The organism is Pseudomonas sp. Ost2 (assembly GCF_018326065.1).
GTDB classification, from domain to species: domain Bacteria; phylum Pseudomonadota; class Gammaproteobacteria; order Pseudomonadales; family Pseudomonadaceae; genus Aquipseudomonas; species Aquipseudomonas gingeri.
The window spans coordinates 998,408-1,016,658 of the sequence record NZ_AP021904.1 but is presented as its reverse complement, the minus strand read 5'-3'; the positions used below and the strand labels follow the sequence as shown (position 1 = coordinate 1,016,658).

The following is an 18,251-nucleotide window of genomic DNA, read 5'->3' as shown; positions in this document are numbered from 1 at the left end:
TCATCACTGGCAAGCCGAATTCAGGCGCAAACTTCAGCAACCAGTTTTGCCAGAGCTTCGGCATGGCCACGAACCGAAACTTCGTCTTCGCCTTCGACCATCACGCGCACCAGCGGCTCGGTGCCCGACTTGCGCAACAGCACGCGCCCACGGCCCTGCATGGCCTCGGTCACGCGCTCGCAAGCTGCCACCACCTCGGGATGCCTGACCGGATCGACGCCACCGCCGAAACGGACGTTGAGCAGCACCTGCGGGCATTTGCGCAGCGCCTCGCGCGCCTGGGCCAGGCTTTCGCCACGACGCCGCACCGCCAGCAAGGCCTGCAGGGCCGCGATGATCGCATCACCAGTGGTCGTGTTGTTCAGGCAGAGGATGTGTCCGGAGTTTTCACCGCCTATCAGCCAGTTGCGCTCGAGCAGCTCGGCGATCACGTAACGGTCACCGACATTGGCGCGCACGAACGGGATATCCAGCTCCTTGAGCGCCAGCTCGAGCCCCAGGTTGCTCATCAGGGTGCCGACCACGCCACCATTCAATTTATTACGCTCGGCGAGATCCCGGGCAATGATGAACACCAGTTCGTCACCATCGACCACGGCACCGGTGTGATCGACCATCAGCACCCGGTCGCCATCGCCATCGAAGGCAATGCCCAGGTCCGCCTTCTCGGCCAGCACCGCAGCCTGCAGCGGCTTGATATGGGTCGAACCGCAATTGTCATTGATGTTCAGCCCGTTGGGCTGCGCGGACAAGGCGACGACCTCGGCCCCCAGCTCGCGAAACACGCTCGGAGCGACCTTGTAGGTGGCGCCGTGGGCACAGTCGAGCACGATCTTCAGGCCCGCCAGGTTGGTCCCGGTCGGCACACTGCTCTTGCAGAATTCGATATAACGACCGGCCGCGTCATTGATCCGCGAAACCTTGCCGAGCTTTTCCGAATCGACCACGGTCATCGGCGCATCGAGCAATTCCTCGATCATCAGCTCGACCTCATCCGGCAACTTGGTGCCTTCACCGGAGAAGAACTTGATGCCGTTGTCGTCATGGGGGTTGTGCGAAGCACTGATGACAATCCCCGCCTCGGCGTGGAAAGTCCGTGTCAGGTAGGCGATGGCCGGCGTCGGCATCGGCCCCAGCAGCATCACATCGGCGCCCGCGGCCGACAGGCCGGCTTCCAGGGCGGACTCGAACATGTAGCCGGAGATACGCGTGTCCTTGCCGACCAGTACGCGGCAGGTGCCCAGCTTGCGGAACGCCATGCCGGCAGCCCAGCCCAGCTTGAGCATGAAATCAGGGGTGATCGGGTATTGCCCGACGCGACCGCGAATACCGTCGGTGCCGAAATATTTCTTTTTCATAAGTGCTCCATCATTCTTATTCAGCAGCTTCAACGGCAGCGATCATGCTGACGACGTCGACCGTCTCGGCCACATCGTGCACTCGCAGAATCCGTGCTCCCTTGCTCATCGCCAGCGCCGCCAGCGCCAGGCCGCCGTACAGGCGCTCGCCTACCGGACGCCCGAGGGCCTGGCCTATCATGCTCTTTCGCGAGACGCCAACCAACAGTGGCCGCCCCAGTACGTGCAGGGCCTCCATATGCTTGAACAGGCTCAGGTTGTGCTGCAGATTCTTGGCAAAGCCGAATCCCGGGTCAAGGATGACCCGCTCGGCCGGAATCCCCGCCGCCTCGCACTGACGCATGCGCTCGACCAGGAAGGCCCGCACCTCTTCGGTGACGTTGTCGTAGTGCGGGTTGTCCTGCATGTCGCCCGGCTCGCCGAGCATATGCATCAGGCACACCGGCAACCCGGTTGCCGCCGCCGCATCCAGCGCGCCATCGCGCCGCAGGGCACGCACATCGTTGATCAGCCCCGCACCGAGACGCGCCGTTTCGCGCATCACCGAGGGCGTCGAGGTATCGACCGAAATGACCACATCCAGCTCACGATGGATGCGCTCGACAATCGGCGCCACCCGCTCCAGCTCTTCCAGGGGCGATACCGCACGCGCCCCGGGCCGGGTCGATTCGCCGCCGACATCGATCAGCGTCGCGCCGGCCTGCACCATGCCCTCGGCATGTCGCAATGCCGCATCCAGCTGGCTGAAGCGCCCGCCATCGGAAAAGGAATCGGGAGTGACGTTGAGAATGCCCATGACATGCGTCCGGGCCAAATCAAGAACCCGGTTGCCGCAAGGCAACCGGGTCGAGGACTGAGCAGAAATCATTTCAAACCTTAGTGATCAGCCGCAGGGCCACCGATCGGCGTCTCGGGACGCTCGTTCTGCACCACGGGCGGAGTGCCCGAAGTACCCGAACCACCTTCCCAGTCACGCGGCTCGCGTGGCGGGCGACCGGCCATGATGTCGTCGATCTGCTCGGCATCGATGGTCTCGTACTTCATCAGCGCATCGGCCATGGCGTCGAGCTTGTCGCGGTTATCGGTGAGGATCTGCTTGGCCGTGCCGTAGCACTGGTCAATGATGCTGCGCACTTCGGAGTCGATCAGCTTGGCCGTTTCGCCCGAGAAACTGGCATTCTGGCCACCGCCGCCACGACCCAGGAACACTTCCTGGTCTTCCTCGGCATACATCAACGGACCGAGCTTCTCGGACAGGCCCCACTTGGTGACCATGTTCCGCGCAATCTGGCTGGCACGCATGATGTCGTTGGAAGCACCGGTGGTGACACCGTCGAAGCCCAGGGTCATCTCTTCGGCGATACGGCCGCCGTACAGCGAGCAGATCTGGCTGATCAGGGCACGCTTGGACAGGCTGTAGCGATCCTCTTCCGGCAGGAACATGGTCACACCCAGCGCACGACCGCGCGGGATGATCGAGACCTTGTAGACCGGATCATGCTCGGGCACTACCCGTCCGACGATCGCATGACCGGCTTCGTGGTAGGCGGTGTTCTGTTTTTCCTTCTCGGACATGACCATGGATTTGCGCTCGGCGCCCATCATGATCTTGTCCTTGGCTAGCTCGAATTCCTTCATTTCGACGATGCGCTTGCCGGTACGGGCAGCGAACAGCGAAGCCTCGTTGACCAGGTTGGCCAGGTCGGCACCGGAGAAACCCGGGGTACCACGGGCAATCACCGCCGGAGCGACGTCGTCACCCATTGGCACCTTGCGCATGTGCACCTTGAGAATCTGCTCGCGACCACGGATATCCGGCAGGCCGACCACCACCTGACGGTCGAAACGGCCTGGACGCAGCAGCGCCGGGTCAAGCACGTCGGGACGGTTGGTCGCGGCAATGACGATGATGCCATCATTCATTTCGAAACCGTCCATCTCCACCAGCAACTGGTTGAGGGTCTGCTCACGCTCGTCATGACCGCCGCCCATGCCGGCACCACGGTGACGACCGACTGCGTCGATTTCGTCGATGAAGATGATGCAAGGCGCGTGCTTCTTGGCCTGCTCGAACATATCGCGAACGCGGCTGGCACCGACACCGACGAACATCTCGACGAAATCGGAACCGGAAATGGTGAAGAACGGCACTTTCGCCTCACCGGCGATGGCCTTGGCCAGCAAGGTCTTGCCGGTACCCGGAGGACCGACCATCAGCACACCGCGCGGGATACGACCGCCCAGGCGCTGGAACTTGCCCGGATCACGCAGGAACTCGACCAGCTCGCCCACTTCTTCCTTGGCTTCGTCGCAACCGGCAACGTCAGCCAGGGTGGTCTTCACCTGGTCTTCGGAGAGCAGGCGCGCCTTGCTCTTGCCGAAACTCATCGGGCCACCCTTGCCGCCCGCACCGCCCTGCATCTGGCGCATGAAGAACATGAACACCGCGATGATCACCAGGATCGGGAAACTGGCTACCAGCAACTGGGTCCAGATGCTCTGCTGCTCAGGCTGCTTGCCTTCGACCACGACATGGTTGTCCACCAGGTCGCCGATCAGGCCGTTGTCCTGGATCGCCGGGCGGATGGTCTTGAAGCTGTCGCCATCGTTGCGCTTGCCGGTGATCACGTAACCGTCCACGGCAACGCGTTCGACCTTGCCATCCTTGACCTGCTGGATGAAGTCGGAATAGTTGAGGGTCTGTGGCTCGTTAGGGCTGGAGAAGTTGTTCATCACCGTCACCAGGACAGCCGCGATGATCAACCACAGGATCAGATTCTTTGCCATATCGTTCAATTAACTACCCTCTGAAGCTAGCTCCGCTTGTGGCGCGCGCTTCGCATGATATTCACCGGCATAACTTACTACATTACCTACAGCTTCGCAGGCGCCGTCTGTAACCCTTTGTGAAACATTGACTACACAATATTCGCTTATGTTCACGAGGCGAAATGCGAAATTCCTATCGCCCCGGTCAAAAACCCCGTTTTACTCGGTGCGCCCGCGGAAACCACGACCCAGCAGGTACTGCTCGCGGGACCGATCGCGGGATGATGCCGGCTTGCGCGTCTGCACCTTGTCGAACTGCTTGCGGAAGTTCTTGTGGTACTCGTCGAAGCCTTCGCCCTGGAAAACCTTGATCAGAAAATCACCACCGGGACGCAATACGCGCCCGGCCAGATCGAGTGCCAGCTCGCAGAGGAACATCGAGCGCGGCATATCCACTTCGGGCGTACCACTCATATTGGGGGCCATATCGGAAATCACAAGGTCAACCTCGGAATTTCCGACAGCTTCGAGGATCTGCGCCAGCACCGAGTCCTCGGTAAAGTCGCCCTTGATGAAGGTCACATCGGGGATGCTGTCCATATCGAGGATATCGGAAGCGATCAGTCGACCCTGCCCGCCAATCAGACGACTGGTCACCTGGGACCAGCCACCCGGCGCGGCGCCGAGGTCGATCACGCTCATGCCCGGACGGATGATCCGGTCCTTCTCCTGGATTTCCAGCAGCTTGTAGCTGGCACGGGAGCGGTACCCGTCTTTCTGTGCCATCTTGACGAACGGGTCGTTGAAATGTTCTTTCAGCCAGTTAAGGCTAGTCTTGGAACGGGCCACGGGGCACCTCGAAAAAATTGTCGAATCGCGATTAACTGGGCGGTCCCGGACTCGCTCGGGTAAACTGGCCGCCGCTTTTTACAAGATCAGACGCAGGGGTCAGATTATGCCGCTCACTCAAGAGCAGAAGAAACAGTACAAATCCATTGGCCACCATCTGAAACCAGTATTGACTGTGGCTGACAACGGTTTGACTGAAGGTGTGTTAGCCGAACTCGAACGCGCATTGAGCGATCACGAGCTGATCAAGATCAAGCTCAATATCCTCGATCGCGAAGCGCGCCTGGCGAACATCGCCGAGCTGTGCAAGGTCGGCAAGGCGGACCTGGTACAGGTCATCGGCAAGATGGCACTGGTTTATCGCAAGAATTTCAGTGTCAACAAGCAACTGTCGAACGTTCACCGTTTCAAGTGATGTAGACAAGGGTCAAGGGTACGCTTCGCGTGCCCTGCCACTCTCGCCGGGAACCGGCTGCAGCACCAGCACCAGGCCGGACAGGCCAAGCACCAGATAACTGAACAGCTGCCAGCGCAACGCCTCCGGCTGCCAGTGGCGCACCGCAAGATACATCCCGCACGCATACAACGCCATCAGCAGCAACTGCCCGCGAATATCGCGCCACAGGCTTGCCCGCCCCTTGGCCTGGACCAGCACCAGGACCTGCACGATCACGCAGACCGCTGCAAATCCCACCAATAAAGAGCCCAGCAGGCCGCCGATCTCGTCGATCAGCAGCGGTGCCAGGCCGATCTGCGCCAAAACCGGCAACAGCCCCACATGCAACAACCACAGGCCGCCGACCCAGAGCATCTGGGCCAGCTGCCAGAGCATGGCGCCCGCACGCAGCGGGCGCCGCCGTTCAGATATGGCGGACTTCGACAATCTCGTACTCGATCACGCCACCGGGCGTCTTGACGGTCACGACATCGCCTTCTTCCTTGGCGATCAGGGCGCGAGCGATGGGCGAACCCACCGAAATCTTGCCCAGCTTGATATCAGCCTCATCCTCACCGACGATGTGGTAGGTCACGCTTTCGTCGGTTTCGACGTTGGCGATCTCGACCGTGGTGCCGAAAATCACCTTGCCGGTATGCGGGATGGTCGTGACATCGATGATCACCGCATTCTGCATGCGGCCTTCGATATCACGGATCCGCGCCTCGACCATACCCTGCTGCTCGCGGGCAGCATGGTATTCGGCGTTTTCCTTCAGGTCGCCCAGCTCGCGGGCCGTGCCGATGTCCTGGCTCAGCTTCGGACGGACGACCTTGGTCAGGTGGGCGTGCTCCTCTTCCAGGGCCTTGGCGCCCTGCACGGTCATTGGGTACTTGGTTATGCTCATGCCTTCAATCCTGCGTGTAGATCCTGCAAGCGACGCACGGTCTTCTCCGGACCGAACTTGAGCGCTTCGCAGATGGCTTCGCCAGCAGCAATGGTGGTTGTGCAGTAGATCTTGTGCTGCAGCGCGTTACGACGAATGGAGTACGAGTCGGCAATCGACTGGCGCCCTTCGGTCGTGTTGATGATCAGGGTGACTTCGTCATTCTTGATCATGTCGACGACGTGCGGACGACCTTCGGTCACCTTGTTGACCCGGCGCACTTTCAGGCCCGCGGCTTCGATCAGCTTGGCGGTACCGGCGGTGGCAACCACTTCGAAGCCCAAGTTGATCAGATCACGGGCCACGCCTGCAACCAGCGGCTTGTCGTCGTCGCGTACGCTGATGAACGCGGTACCGCCGGTCGGCAGCACTTCGCTGGCACCCATCTGGGCCTTGGCGAAGGCTTCGCCGAAGGTATCGCCGACGCCCATCACTTCGCCGGTGGACTTCATCTCAGGGCCGAGGATCGGGTCCACGCCAGGGAATTTGGCGAACGGGAACACCGCCTCTTTCACGCTGTAGAAGTTCGGAATGATTTCCTTGGTGAAGCCCAGTTCCTTCAGGGTCTTGCCGGCCATCACAAGGGCCGCGATCATCGCCAGGGAAACACCGATGCATTTCGACACGAAAGGCACGGTACGCGAGGCACGCGGGTTCACTTCGATGACGTAGATGTCTTCGCCCTGCAGGGCCAGCTGCACGTTCATCAGGCCGACAACGCCCAGTTCCAGGGCCATTTTCTTGACCTGCTCGCGCATCTCGTCCTGGATGTGCGCCGGCAGCGAGTATGGCGGCAGCGAGCACGCAGAGTCACCGGAGTGAACACCGGCCTGCTCGATGTGCTGCATGATCGCGCCGATCACCACGTCGGTACCGTCGCAGACCGCATCCACGTCCATCTCGATGGCGCAGTTGAGGAAGTGGTCGAGCAATACCGGGCTGTCGTTGGACACCTGGACCGCTTCACGCAGGTAACGCTTGAGTTCTTCTTCCTCGTAGACGATTTCCATCGCCCGACCGCCCAACACGTAGGACGGACGCACCACCAGCGGGTAACCGATCTTCGCGGCGGCACGAATCGCTTCGTCTTCGCTGCGCACGGTGGCGTTTGGCGGCTGACGCAGGTTCAGGCGCTGGACCATCTGCTGGAAGCGCTCGCGGTCTTCGGCACGGTCGATGGCGTCAGGGCTGGTGCCGATGATCGGCACGCCGGCGGCTTCCAGGGCACGGGCCAGTTTCAGCGGGGTCTGGCCGCCGTACTGGACGATCACGCCCTTCGGCTTCTCGACGCGGACGATTTCCAGTACGTCTTCCAGCGTAACCGGTTCGAAGTACAGGCGATCGGACGTGTCGTAGTCGGTGGAGACGGTTTCCGGGTTGCAGTTGACCATGATGGTCTCGTAACCGTCGTCACGCAGTGCCAGTGCCGCGTGTACGCAGCAGTAGTCGAACTCGATACCCTGGCCGATACGGTTGGGACCGCCACCGAGGATCATGATCTTGTCGCGGCCCGATGGTGCGGCTTCGCACTCTTCTTCGTACGTCGAGTACAGGTACGCGGTATCGGTGGCGAACTCGGCGGCGCAGGTGTCGACACGCTTGTAGACCGGGAACACTTCCAGCTTGTGACGATGGGCACGCAGGCTCTTCTCGGTCACACCCAGCAGCTTGGCCAGGCGCTGATCGGAGAAGCCCTTGCGCTTGAGACGGAACATCAGGTCGCGGTCGATGCTGGTCAGACCCAGGGTCTTGACCTTCTCTTCGTCCTTGATCAGATCTTCCATCTGCACCAGGAACCACGGATCGATCATGGTCATGCCGAAGATATCTTCAACACTCATGCCGGCGCGCATGGCGTCCGCCACGTACCAGATACGCTCGGCGCCCGGCACGGTCAGCTCGCGCTTGAGCACGCTCATGCTTTCCGGATTGCTCAGGTCAACCTTCTCGTCCAGGCCGCAAACGCCCACTTCCAGGCCACGCAGGGCTTTCTGCAGGGACTCCTGGAAGGTCCGGCCGATGGCCATGACTTCACCCACCGACTTCATCTGGGTGGTCAGGCGCGCGTCAGCCTTGGCGAATTTCTCGAAGGCGAAGCGTGGCAGCTTGGTCACGACGTAGTCGATGGACGGCTCGAAGGACGCCGGGGTCTTGCCGCCGGTGATGTCGTTCGACAGCTCGTCGAGGGTGTAGCCCACGGCCAGCTTGGCCGCGACCTTGGCGATCGGGAAGCCGGTGGCTTTCGAGGCCAGCGCCGAGGAACGGGATACCCGCGGGTTCATCTCGATGACCACCATGCGGCCGGTGTTCGGGCAGATGCCGAACTGGACGTTGGAGCCGCCGGTTTCCACGCCGATCTCGCGCAGCACCGCCAGGGAGGCGTTACGCAGGATCTGGTATTCCTTGTCGGTCAGGGTCTGGGCCGGTGCGACGGTGATCGAGTCACCGGTGTGCACGCCCATCGGGTCGAAGTTTTCGATGGAGCAGACGATGATGCAGTTGTCCTTCTTATCGCGGACAACCTCCATCTCGTACTCTTTCCAGCCGATCAGCGATTCGTCGATCAGCAGTTCCTTGGTCGGCGACAGGTCCAGGCCACGGGCGCAGATTTCTTCGAACTCTTCACGGTTGTAGGCGATACCACCGCCGGTGCCGCCCATGGTGAAGGACGGACGGATGATGCACGGGAAGCCGAGCTTCTCGAGGACCGCATTGGCCTCTTCCATGCTGTGGGCGATACCGGAGCGCGGGCAGGCCAGGCCGATGGATTTCATGGCCTTGTCGAAGCGCGAACGGTCTTCGGCCTTGTCGATGGTGTCGGCATTGGCGCCGATCATTTCCACGCCGAACTTTTCCAGGACGCCTTCGCGCTCCAGGTCCAGGGCGCAGTTCAGGGCGGTCTGGCCACCCATGGTCGGCAGCAGGGCGTCCGGGCGCTCTTTCTCGATGATCTTGGCAACGGTCTGCCACTTGATCGGCTCGATGTAGGTCGCATCCGCCATGGCCGGGTCGGTCATGATGGTCGCCGGGTTGGAGTTCACCAGGATGACACGGTAACCCTCTTCGCGCAGGGCTTTGCAGGCCTGGGCGCCGGAGTAGTCGAATTCGCAGGCCTGGCCGATCACGATCGGGCCGGCGCCGAGAATCAGGATGCTTTTTATGTCTGTACGTTTTGGCATGGGTTTGTCACTCAAATCCGCAGGTCAGTCGGCAAGCCGTCTTGAACAATCTTTGCAGAGCCTGAGGGGGCCACCGGTTTCGGGGCCGCCCTCAGGCCGCTCACTCAGCGTCGCTTGGCCATCTCATTGATGAAACGGTCGAACAGCGGCGCTACGTCGTTCGGGCCCGGGCTTGCTTCAGGGTGGCCCTGGAAGCTGAACGCGCTCTTGTCGGTGCGCTCGATGCCTTGCAGGGAACCGTCGAACAGCGACTTGTGGATCGCCCGGACGTTGCCCGGCAGGGTCGCTTCATCCACGGCAAAACCGTGGTTCTGGCTGGTGATCATCACCACGCCGGTGTCCAGGTCCTGCACAGGGTGGTTGGCACCGTGATGGCCGTGACCCATTTTCAGGGTCTTGGCGCCCGAGGCCAGGGCCAGCAACTGGTGACCCAGGCAGATACCGAAGACCGGGATCTCGGTTTCCAGCACATCCTTGATCGCCTGGATCGCGTAGTCGCAAGGCTCCGGGTCACCCGGGCCGTTGGACAGGAACACACCGTCCGGCTGCAGGGCCAGTACGTCGCTGGCCGGGGTTTGCGCCGGCACCACGGTCACGCGGCAGCCGCGCTCTACCAGCATGCGCAGGATGTTGTACTTGACGCCGTAGTCGTAGGCCACGACATGGTAAGGCAGGTCGGCGGCTTCGAGGGTCGCGTGGCTGTCGGTCTTCAAGTCCCAGACCGTGGAGCGCCATTCGTACTTTTCCTTGGTGCTGACGACTTTCGCCAGATCCATGCCCTTGAGGCCAGGGAACCCCTGCGCCGCGGCAATCGCCGCTTCTTCGGAGATAGTGTCACCGACCATGATGCAGCCGTTCTGCGAACCCTTTTCACGCAGGATGCGGGTCAGGCGACGCGTATCGATACCGGCGATCGCCACCACATTGTTGGCTTTCAGGTAATCGGACAGGGACATCGTGTTACGCCAGTTGCTCGCGACCAGTGGCAGGTCACGAATCACCAGACCGGCCGACCAGACACGATCAGACTCGATATCTTCCGGCGTGGTGCCGGTATTGCCGATGTGCGGATAGGTCAGGGTGACGATCTGTTGGGCGTAGGAAGGATCGGTAAGGATTTCCTGATAGCCGGTCATGGCGGTGTTGAACACCACCTCACCAACGGTCTGACCGTCGGCTCCAATGGCTTCGCCGCGAAAAATGCTGCCATCAGCAAGGGCGAGTATGGCTGGCTTAGTCAAGAAGACCTCCCGTAAATAAAGCCTGAAGGGGCGATCGCAGGTTGTAAAAAAGCGGAGTGACGTATGGACACGTCACCCCGCTTCTTTCACTGAATTATTCTGCGCGCTTTTAGTGGACACACTAAAGCTGTAGCTTACAGAAAAAGGCTTTTTTGGTCCACCGCTAATGAGCCTTAAAGGCCAGGGAATGCGACAGGACGTCGCCAGGCGGTGTGAAACAGACACTGAAGGAGCCACAACCTGTGGGAGCCGGCTTGCCGGCGATGAGGCCCTGGAGCCTTGCAGCGCCCTGATGGACGCCATCGCCAGCAAGCCGGCTCCCACAGTCAGGTACCCCGTCGTGCCGATCAGTGCAGATCGAGCACATCCTGCATGTCGTACAGGCCGGCGGCCCGGCCATCCAGCCAAAGCGCCGCACGCACGGCCCCCTTGGCGAAGGTCATGCGGCTCGAGGCCTTGTGGGTGATCTCCAGGCGCTCGCCCTCAGTGGCGAACAACACGGTGTGATCGCCAACCACATCGCCGCCACGCACGGTGGCGAAGCCGATGGTGTCACGCGCCCGCGCCCCGACATGCCCCTCGCGACCATAGACCGCGACCTTCTGCAGATCGCGCTCCAGCGTATCGGCGATGACCTCGCCCATGCGCATGGCCGTGCCCGAAGGCGAGTCGACCTTGTGCCGGTGATGCGTCTCGATGATCTCGATATCCGCATCATCACCCAGCACCCGGGCGGTCAGCTCGAGCAGCTTCAGCGACAGGTTGACCCCGACACTGAAGTTGGCGGCGAAGACGATCGGAATATCCTTGCCCGCCTCCACCAGCAACTGCTTCTGCTCGGCGCTCAGGCCGGTGGTACCGATCACCATGGCCTTGCCGGCCTTGCGGCAGAACGCCAGGTTTTTCAGCATCACTTCCGGCAGCGTGAAGTCGATCAGCACATCGAACTCTTCAGCCACCTTCTCCAGGCCATCGGACAACGGCACGCCGATCCGCCCCAGCGAGGCCAGCTCACCGGCATCGGCACCGACCAGGGAACTGCCAGGACGCACGACAGCAGCCGTCAGGCCGGCAAGCGGCACCTGCAACTGCACCGCCTCGACCAGGATCTTGCCCATGCGCCCGGCGGCGCCCATCACAGCTATACGTCGCATGATCCGCTCCTTACAGGTCGCCGAAGAAGCGCTTCACGCCTTCAAACCAGCCACTGGCCTTTGGCGAGTGCGAACTGTCACCGTCCAGGGACGCGCGGAACTCTTCCAGCAATTCACGCTGACGACGGCTCAGGTTGACCGGCGTCTCGACCGCCACGCGACACATCAGGTCGCCCGCGCCGCCGCCACGCACAGGGGCCACGCCCTTGCCGCGGATACGGAACTGCTTGCCGGTCTGGGTACCTTCCGGAATCTTCAGCTTGACCCGACCGTCGAGGGTCGGAATCTCCAGCTCGCCGCCCAGGGCCGAGTCGACGAAACTGATCGGCACTTCGCAGAACAGGTGCTTGCCGTCACGCTGGAAGATCGCGTGCTCGCGCACATTGATCACCACGTACAGGTCGCCCGTCGGGCCGCCCTGCGCACCGGCTTCACCTTCCCCGGACAAGCGGATGCGGTCGCCGGTATCGACACCGGCCGGCACTTTCACCGAAAGGGTCTTGTACTCTTCGACACGCCCCTGGCCATGGCAGGAGTCGCACGGATCGGAAATGATCTTGCCCTGGCCGTGGCAGCGCGGGCAGGTCTGCTGCACCGAGAAGAAGCCCTGCTGCATCCGCACCTGGCCGATACCGCCACAGGTCGGACAGGTGATCGGCGCGGAGCCCTTCTTGGCACCGGAACCGTCGCACGGCTTGCAGTTGACCAGTGTCGGAACGCGAATATTCACGGTAGTCCCGCGAACCGCTTCTTCCAGGTTCAGTTCCAGGGTGTAGCGCAGGTCGCTGCCGCGCTGGGCACCACCACGGGAGCCGCCACGACCGCCACCAAAGAAATCGCTGAACACATCGCCGAAGATATCGGAGAAATTCTGCCCACCGAAACCACCGCCACCGCCGCCCATGCTCGGATCGACGCCAGCGTGGCCGTACTGATCGTAGGCCGCACGCTTGCTGGAATCGGACAGCACTTCGTAGGCCTCGTTGGCCTCCTTGAACAGCTCTTCCGAAGCCTTGTCATCCGGGTTGCGGTCCGGGTGATGCTTCATCGCGAGACGACGGTAAGCCTTCTTCAGCTCCGCCTCGCTAGAGCCACGCTCGACCCCCAATATTTCGTAATAGTCACGCTTTGCCATAAATCGCCCCTGAGGCCAGCATCCGAACCTTGTCGCATGCTGTAAAAATTTGCGTGTTCCAGACACGCCAACGCGGGAGCAAGCTCCCGCGCGGCGACATCCTACCAGTCACCGCTGCAGAGCGGTCAACCGGCCGACCAACAAGCAGCCCTGGTAAGGCTTACTTGTGATCCTTCACTTCTTCGAACTCGGCGTCGACGACGTCATCCTTGTGCGCCTCTTCCTGGGCCGGCTCCGCGCCGCCTGCTGGCTTCTCGGCCTGCTCGGCATACATCTTCTGGGCAACCGGAGCGGAAACCTTGGACAGTTCCTCGACCTTGGCCTCGATGGCGGCCTTGTCGTCGCCCTTGACGGCGGCTTCCAGGGCAACCAGGGCAGCCTCGATCGCGGTCTTCTCTTCGGCGGAGACCTTGTCACCGGCGTCGGCGATCATCTTGCGAGTCGAGTGAACCAGTGCGTCGCCCTGGTTACGGGCAGCGGCCAGCTCTTCGAACTTGCGGTCTTCTTCCGAGTTCGCTTCGGCGTCGCGGATCATCTGTTGAATTTCTTCGTCAGACAGACCGGAGTTGGCCTTGATCACGATCGACTGGGTCTTGCCGGTCGCCTTGTCCTTGGCACCTACGTGCAGGATGCCGTTGGCGTCGATGTCGAAGGTCACTTCGATCTGCGGCACGCCACGTGGAGCCGGTGGAATCTCGGCCAGGTCGAACTTGCCCAGGGACTTGTTCTGCGCAGCCTGCTTACGCTCACCTTGCAGCACGTGGATGGTCACGGCGCCCTGGTTGTCGTCGGCAGTCGAGAACACTTGCGATTTCTTGGTAGGAATCGTGGTGTTCTTCTCGATCAGCGCGGTCATCACGCCGCCCATGGTTTCGATACCCAGGGTCAGCGGGCTGACGTCGAGCAGCAGGACGTCCTTGACGTCACCGGCCAGTACCGCGCCCTGGATGGCAGCGCCCACGGCGACGGCTTCGTCAGGGTTGACGTCCTTGCGTGCTTCCTTGCCGAAGAAATCGGCAACGGTCTTCTGCACCATCGGCATGCGGGTCTGGCCGCCGACCAGGATCACGTCGTTGATCGAGCCGACATCGATGCCGGCGTCTTTCAGGGCGATACGGCAAGGTTCGATGGTGCGCTGAACCAGATCTTCGACCAGCGATTCCAGCTTGGCGCGGGAGATCTTCACGTTCAGGTGCTTCGGACCGGTAGCGTCTGCAGTGATGTACGGCAGGTTGACGTCGGTCGACTGGCTCGACGACAGCTCGATCTTGGCTTTTTCGGCAGCTTCTTTCAGGCGCTGCATCGCCAGCGGGTCACCCTTGAGGTTCATGCCGCTTTCTTTCTTGAACTCGTCCACGAGGTAGTCGATCAGACGGATGTCGAAGTCTTCACCACCGAGGAAGGTGTCACCGTTGGTTGCCAGTACTTCGAACTGGTGCTCGCCATCGACTTCGGCGATTTCGATCACGGAAACGTCGAAGGTACCGCCACCCAGGTCATAAACGATCACGGTGTGATCGCCACGGGCCTTGTCCATGCCGTAGGCCAGGGCAGCCGCGGTCGGTTCGTTGATGATGCGCTTGACGTCCAGACCGGCGATACGGCCGGCGTCCTTGGTCGCCTGACGCTGGCTGTCGTTGAAGTAGGCCGGAACGGTGATCACCGCTTCGGTCACAGGCTCGCCGAGGTAGTCTTCGGCGGTCTTCTTCATCTTCTTCAGCACTTCGGCCGAAATCTGTGGCGGAGCCATTTTCTGGCCGCTTACTTCAACCCAGGCGTCACCGTTGTCGGCCTTGGCGATCTTGTAAGGCACCATCTGGATGTCTTTCTGAACGACGTCTTCTTCGAAACGACGACCGATCAGACGCTTCACCGCGTACAGGGTGTTATGCGGATTGGTCACCGCCTGGCGCTTGGCCGACTGGCCGACCAGGATTTCGCCGTCGTTGGCGTAGGCGATGATCGAAGGCGTGGTACGCGCGCCTTCGGCGTTCTCGATAACTTTTGGCTGACCGTTTTCCATGACCGAGACGCACGAGTTGGTGGTCCCCAGGTCGATACCGATAATTTTGCCCATTTCACTCTCCCGAAACTTTGATTTTTTTGCCGCAGCGGTTATGGCCAACTGCGGTAGCACTTAAACGCTTGACTTATAGATGGGGGCCTTGCGGCCGATTTCAAGCCTGCTCGTCAATCGTCGGCGAAACCGGTGCAACCGCCTTGCTCACCACGACCATCGCCGGGCGCAGCAGGCGACCATTGAGCTGGTAACCCTTCTGGAACACTTTCAGGACGCTGTTCGGCTCGACGTCGGCGCTCTCCTGCATGGCCATGGCCTGGTGCAGCGAGGCGTTGAACGGTTCGCCGTGCGGGTCGATGGCTTCCAGCTGATAACGCTTGAGGGTGTCCTGGAACATCTTCAGGGTCAGCTCGATGCCTTCGCGCATCGGGCGAATGCTTTCATCGTCCGGGTTGGACAGATCCAGGCCACGTTCCAGGCTGTCGATGATCGGCAGCAGGTCGCCGGCGAACTTCTCCAGCGCGAACTTGTGCGCCTTCTCGACATCCTGCTCGGCACGGCGGCGGATGTTCTGCAGGTCGGCGGCGACGCGCAGCGCTTGGTCATTCGCGCCAGCCAGTTGCTCTTCAAGCACCTGCACGCGAGTGGCCAGGTCGTCGCTCGAAGCGTCGGCGGCCTGGTTGGCCTCTTGATTTTGCGAGTCCAGATTCTGTTCGTCAGCCATAAAAAAACCTCCTTTCAATATCGTCCGCGAGCCAGGCCCGCGCTTCTGCCCAGGTATATGGGGCCGCATTTTGCAGGTTCAAGGGCCCCGGTGCATACCACGGACCGAGTGGTACATTCCGCCTGGCACTAAAAAATGCCGCCATTGAAGCGAATCGAGCTAAGCCCGGGCATTGTCAGTCGAATTCAAAACACTGTATAAATAACCAGACCTAAAGCCTGGGAGCGGCCTTCATGCTGGTGCACCTGTCCGTACACAACTACGCAATCGTTGAACATCTCGATCTCGAACTGGATCGCGGGATGAGCGTCATCACGGGCGAAACCGGCGCCGGCAAGTCGATCATGCTCGACGCCCTCGGGCTGACCCTGGGCGATCGCGCCGACAGCGGCGTGGTACGCCCGGGTGCGGACAAGGCCGACATTCTCGCCACCTTCGACCTGGAAGACATTCCGGAAGCCCGCAACTGGCTGGCCGAACGCGACCTGGACAATGACGGCCCGTGCATTCTGCGCCGGGTGATCACCGCCGAAGGCCGTTCCCGGGGCTATATCAATGGCTCGCCCTGCCCCCAGGGCGACCTCAAGGCCCTGGGCGAACTGCTGATCGATATCCACAGCCAGCACGAACACCAATCCCTGCTGAAGACCGACACCCATCGACGCCTGCTCGACGAATATGCCGGGGCCACCGATCTCGCCCGCCAGGTGCAGCTCGCGGCCCAGCGCTGGCGCCAGACCCGCCAGGAACTGGAGCGCCTCTCCAATTCCGGCGACGAGCAACGGGCCCGCCACCAGCTGCTCAGCTATCAGCTGGAAGAGCTGGAAAACCTCGGCCTCGGGGAAAACGAGCTGGAGGACCTGGAACAGGAACACAAGAACCTGACCAATGCCGAGACCCTGCTGGGCATCTGCCGGCAAGTGGTCGAACAATGCAGCGAGAGCGATTCGGGCAACGTGCTCAACGCCCTCACCGCCAGCCTCAATCGCCTGGGCAGCGTCAGCAACGGCTCCGGCGCACTGGGCGAAGCCACCAACCTGCTGGCCAGCGCGCAGATCCAGGTGGAAGAAGCCGTCGGCGAACTGAACCGCTTCCTCGACCACTTCGATGCCGATCCGGCACGTCTGCAGCAGCTCGAAGAACGACTGGACGCGATCTACACCCTGGCCCGCAAGCACCGCATCCAGCCCACCGAAGTCGCCACCCTGCAACAGAAGCTGCTGGATGAAATCGAAACCCTGAACGCCAACGACGAGGCCATCGAACGCCTCGGCGACGAACTGGCCTCCTACGCCCGGCATTATCAGGAGCGCGCGCGGGAACTCAGCGATCTGCGCCATCAGGCCGCCACCGGCCTGGCCAGCGCCGTCGAACAGGAAATCCAGCGCCTGGGCATGCCCGGCGGGCGCTTCAGCATCGAACTGCACGCCAACACCAGCAGCGAACCCCTGCCTTATGGGCTGGAACAGGTCGAATTGCTGGTCAGCGCCAACCCGGGCCAGCCACTCAAGGCCCTGGCCAAGGTTGCATCGGGCGGCGAGCTGTCACGCATCAGCCTGGCCATCCAGGTGATTACCGCGCAGACCTCGCGCATCCCGACCCTGGTATTCGACGAAGTCGACGTGGGCATCGGCGGCCCGACGGCGGAAATCGTCGGCCAGTTGCTGCGTCGCCTGGGTGAACGCGGGCAAGTGTTGACGGTCACCCACCTGCCGCAAGTCGCGGCCCAGGGCCATCATCACCTGTTCGTGCACAAGGTGCGCGGCAACGACGCCACCCACACCGCCGTTTCCAAGCTGAGCAAGACTGAACGGGTTGAGGAAGTCGCACGCATGCTCGGCGGCATCGACCTGACCAAGGAATCCCTGGCGCACGCCAAGAAGATGGTCGTTACCGCGAAAATCTAGGCATTCGACATCTTCAGGCGACCTATTCAGGCGACAAAAACATCAGGTAACAAAAAGCACGAAGGCGACCCTGAGGTCGCCTTCGATCGTTTCACGGGCCTGGGCCCGCGCGACATGCTTATTTTTTCTTGCGCACGTACAACACCAGGTTGTGGTCCACCAGCTCGACGCCATGCTCCTCGGCAATGGCCTTCTGCAGCTTCTCGATCTCCGGGCTGACGAACTCGACGACAGCTCCAGTTTCCACATCGACCATATGATCGTGGTGACCGCTGTCCGCCAGTTCGAATACCGCGTGGCCGCCATCGAAGTTATGGCGAACCACCAGTCCGGCCGCTTCGAATTGGGTCAGGACACGGTAGACCGTGGCCAGACCAACGTCCTCGCCAGCCTCCATCAGCGCCTTGTAGACATCCTCGGCGCTCATGTGACGCTGCTCGGCAGAGTCCAGCATTTGCAGAATCTTGACCCGCGGCAGAGTCACCTTTAAGCCGGCTTTACGTAGTTCGCTATTTTCAACCATGGTCAGCTTT

At 61.5% G+C, this 18,251-nt stretch carries 15 protein-coding genes; 2 read left to right on the top strand and 13 right to left on the bottom strand.

The genetic code is table 11. The features are described 5' to 3' along the window. Positions 1-20: 20 nt before the first annotated feature. The 4 genes from glmM to rlmE form a co-directional block, all read right to left on the bottom strand. Complete coding sequence (gene glmM, locus KI243_RS04405; RefSeq protein ID WP_212810539.1) at positions 21-1,358, bottom strand: phosphoglucosamine mutase; 1,338 nt, start codon at positions 1,356-1,358, stop codon at positions 21-23. Positions 1,359-1,374: 16 nt separating this feature from the next. After that, entirely contained in the window at positions 1,375-2,226 is an 852-nt protein-coding gene (folP, locus tag KI243_RS04400) for a dihydropteroate synthase (protein ID WP_212810538.1), read from the bottom strand. Between the two features lie 8 nt (positions 2,227-2,234). Beyond that, positions 2,235-4,145: an ATP-dependent zinc metalloprotease FtsH gene (ftsH, locus tag KI243_RS04395; RefSeq protein ID WP_017126813.1), complete on the bottom strand. Its 1,911-nt coding sequence runs from the start codon at positions 4,143-4,145 to the stop codon at positions 2,235-2,237. A gap of 201 nt (positions 4,146-4,346) precedes the next feature. Continuing rightward, entirely contained in the window at positions 4,347-4,976 is a 630-nt protein-coding gene (gene rlmE / locus KI243_RS04390; protein ID WP_017126812.1) for a 23S rRNA (uridine(2552)-2'-O)-methyltransferase RlmE, read from the bottom strand. Between the two features lie 106 nt (positions 4,977-5,082). On the opposite strand from rlmE, the gene KI243_RS04385 reads away from it, so the two are divergent. Then, the gene (locus KI243_RS04385; protein ID WP_017126811.1) at positions 5,083-5,391 is read left to right on the top strand and encodes a YhbY family RNA-binding protein; all 309 of its coding nucleotides are present in this window, start codon (positions 5,083-5,085) and stop codon (positions 5,389-5,391) included. A 12-nt stretch (positions 5,392-5,403) separates the two neighbouring features. On the opposite strand, the gene KI243_RS04380 is transcribed toward KI243_RS04385, so the two are convergent. The 8 genes from KI243_RS04380 to grpE form a co-directional block, all read right to left on the bottom strand. Further along, complete coding sequence (locus tag KI243_RS04380) at positions 5,404-5,808, bottom strand: MFS transporter (protein ID WP_177085918.1); 405 nt, start codon at positions 5,806-5,808, stop codon at positions 5,404-5,406. 28 nt (positions 5,809-5,836) lie between these two features. Next, on the bottom strand, positions 5,837-6,313 hold the full coding sequence (gene greA, locus KI243_RS04375; RefSeq protein WP_042935590.1) for a transcription elongation factor GreA: 477 nt from the start codon (positions 6,311-6,313) through the stop codon (positions 5,837-5,839). Between the two features lie 2 nt (positions 6,314-6,315). Further along, positions 6,316-9,537 (bottom strand): carbamoyl-phosphate synthase large subunit, encoded by a 3,222-nt coding sequence (gene carB / locus KI243_RS04370; protein WP_212810537.1) that lies wholly within the window; start codon positions 9,535-9,537, stop codon positions 6,316-6,318. Positions 9,538-9,641: 104 nt separating this feature from the next. Then, a complete protein-coding gene (gene carA, locus KI243_RS04365; RefSeq protein WP_177085920.1) occupies positions 9,642-10,778 on the bottom strand; it encodes a glutamine-hydrolyzing carbamoyl-phosphate synthase small subunit in 1,137 nt (378 codons plus the stop codon). A gap of 347 nt (positions 10,779-11,125) precedes the next feature. Continuing rightward, entirely contained in the window at positions 11,126-11,932 is an 807-nt protein-coding gene (gene dapB / locus KI243_RS04360; protein WP_177106899.1) for a 4-hydroxy-tetrahydrodipicolinate reductase, read from the bottom strand. Between the two features lie 10 nt (positions 11,933-11,942). Then, complete coding sequence (gene dnaJ, locus KI243_RS04355) at positions 11,943-13,067, bottom strand: molecular chaperone DnaJ (RefSeq protein WP_042935544.1); 1,125 nt, start codon at positions 13,065-13,067, stop codon at positions 11,943-11,945. A gap of 160 nt (positions 13,068-13,227) precedes the next feature. Then, positions 13,228-15,144, bottom strand: coding sequence for a molecular chaperone DnaK (dnaK, locus tag KI243_RS04350; RefSeq protein WP_017126804.1), 1,917 nt, complete (start codon positions 15,142-15,144; stop codon positions 13,228-13,230). A 100-nt stretch (positions 15,145-15,244) separates the two neighbouring features. Continuing rightward, positions 15,245-15,811, bottom strand: a complete 567-nt coding sequence (grpE, locus tag KI243_RS04345) for a nucleotide exchange factor GrpE (protein WP_017126803.1) — start codon at positions 15,809-15,811, stop codon at positions 15,245-15,247. Positions 15,812-16,044: 233 nt separating this feature from the next. On the opposite strand from grpE, the gene recN reads away from it, so the two are divergent. Beyond that, the gene (recN, locus tag KI243_RS04340; protein WP_017126802.1) at positions 16,045-17,718 is read left to right on the top strand and encodes a DNA repair protein RecN; all 1,674 of its coding nucleotides are present in this window, start codon (positions 16,045-16,047) and stop codon (positions 17,716-17,718) included. Positions 17,719-17,836: 118 nt separating this feature from the next. Here the strand turns inward: recN and fur are convergent, their stop codons facing one another. Continuing rightward, complete coding sequence (fur, locus tag KI243_RS04335; RefSeq protein ID WP_042935538.1) at positions 17,837-18,241, bottom strand: ferric iron uptake transcriptional regulator; 405 nt, start codon at positions 18,239-18,241, stop codon at positions 17,837-17,839. Positions 18,242-18,251 lie beyond the last annotated feature (10 nt).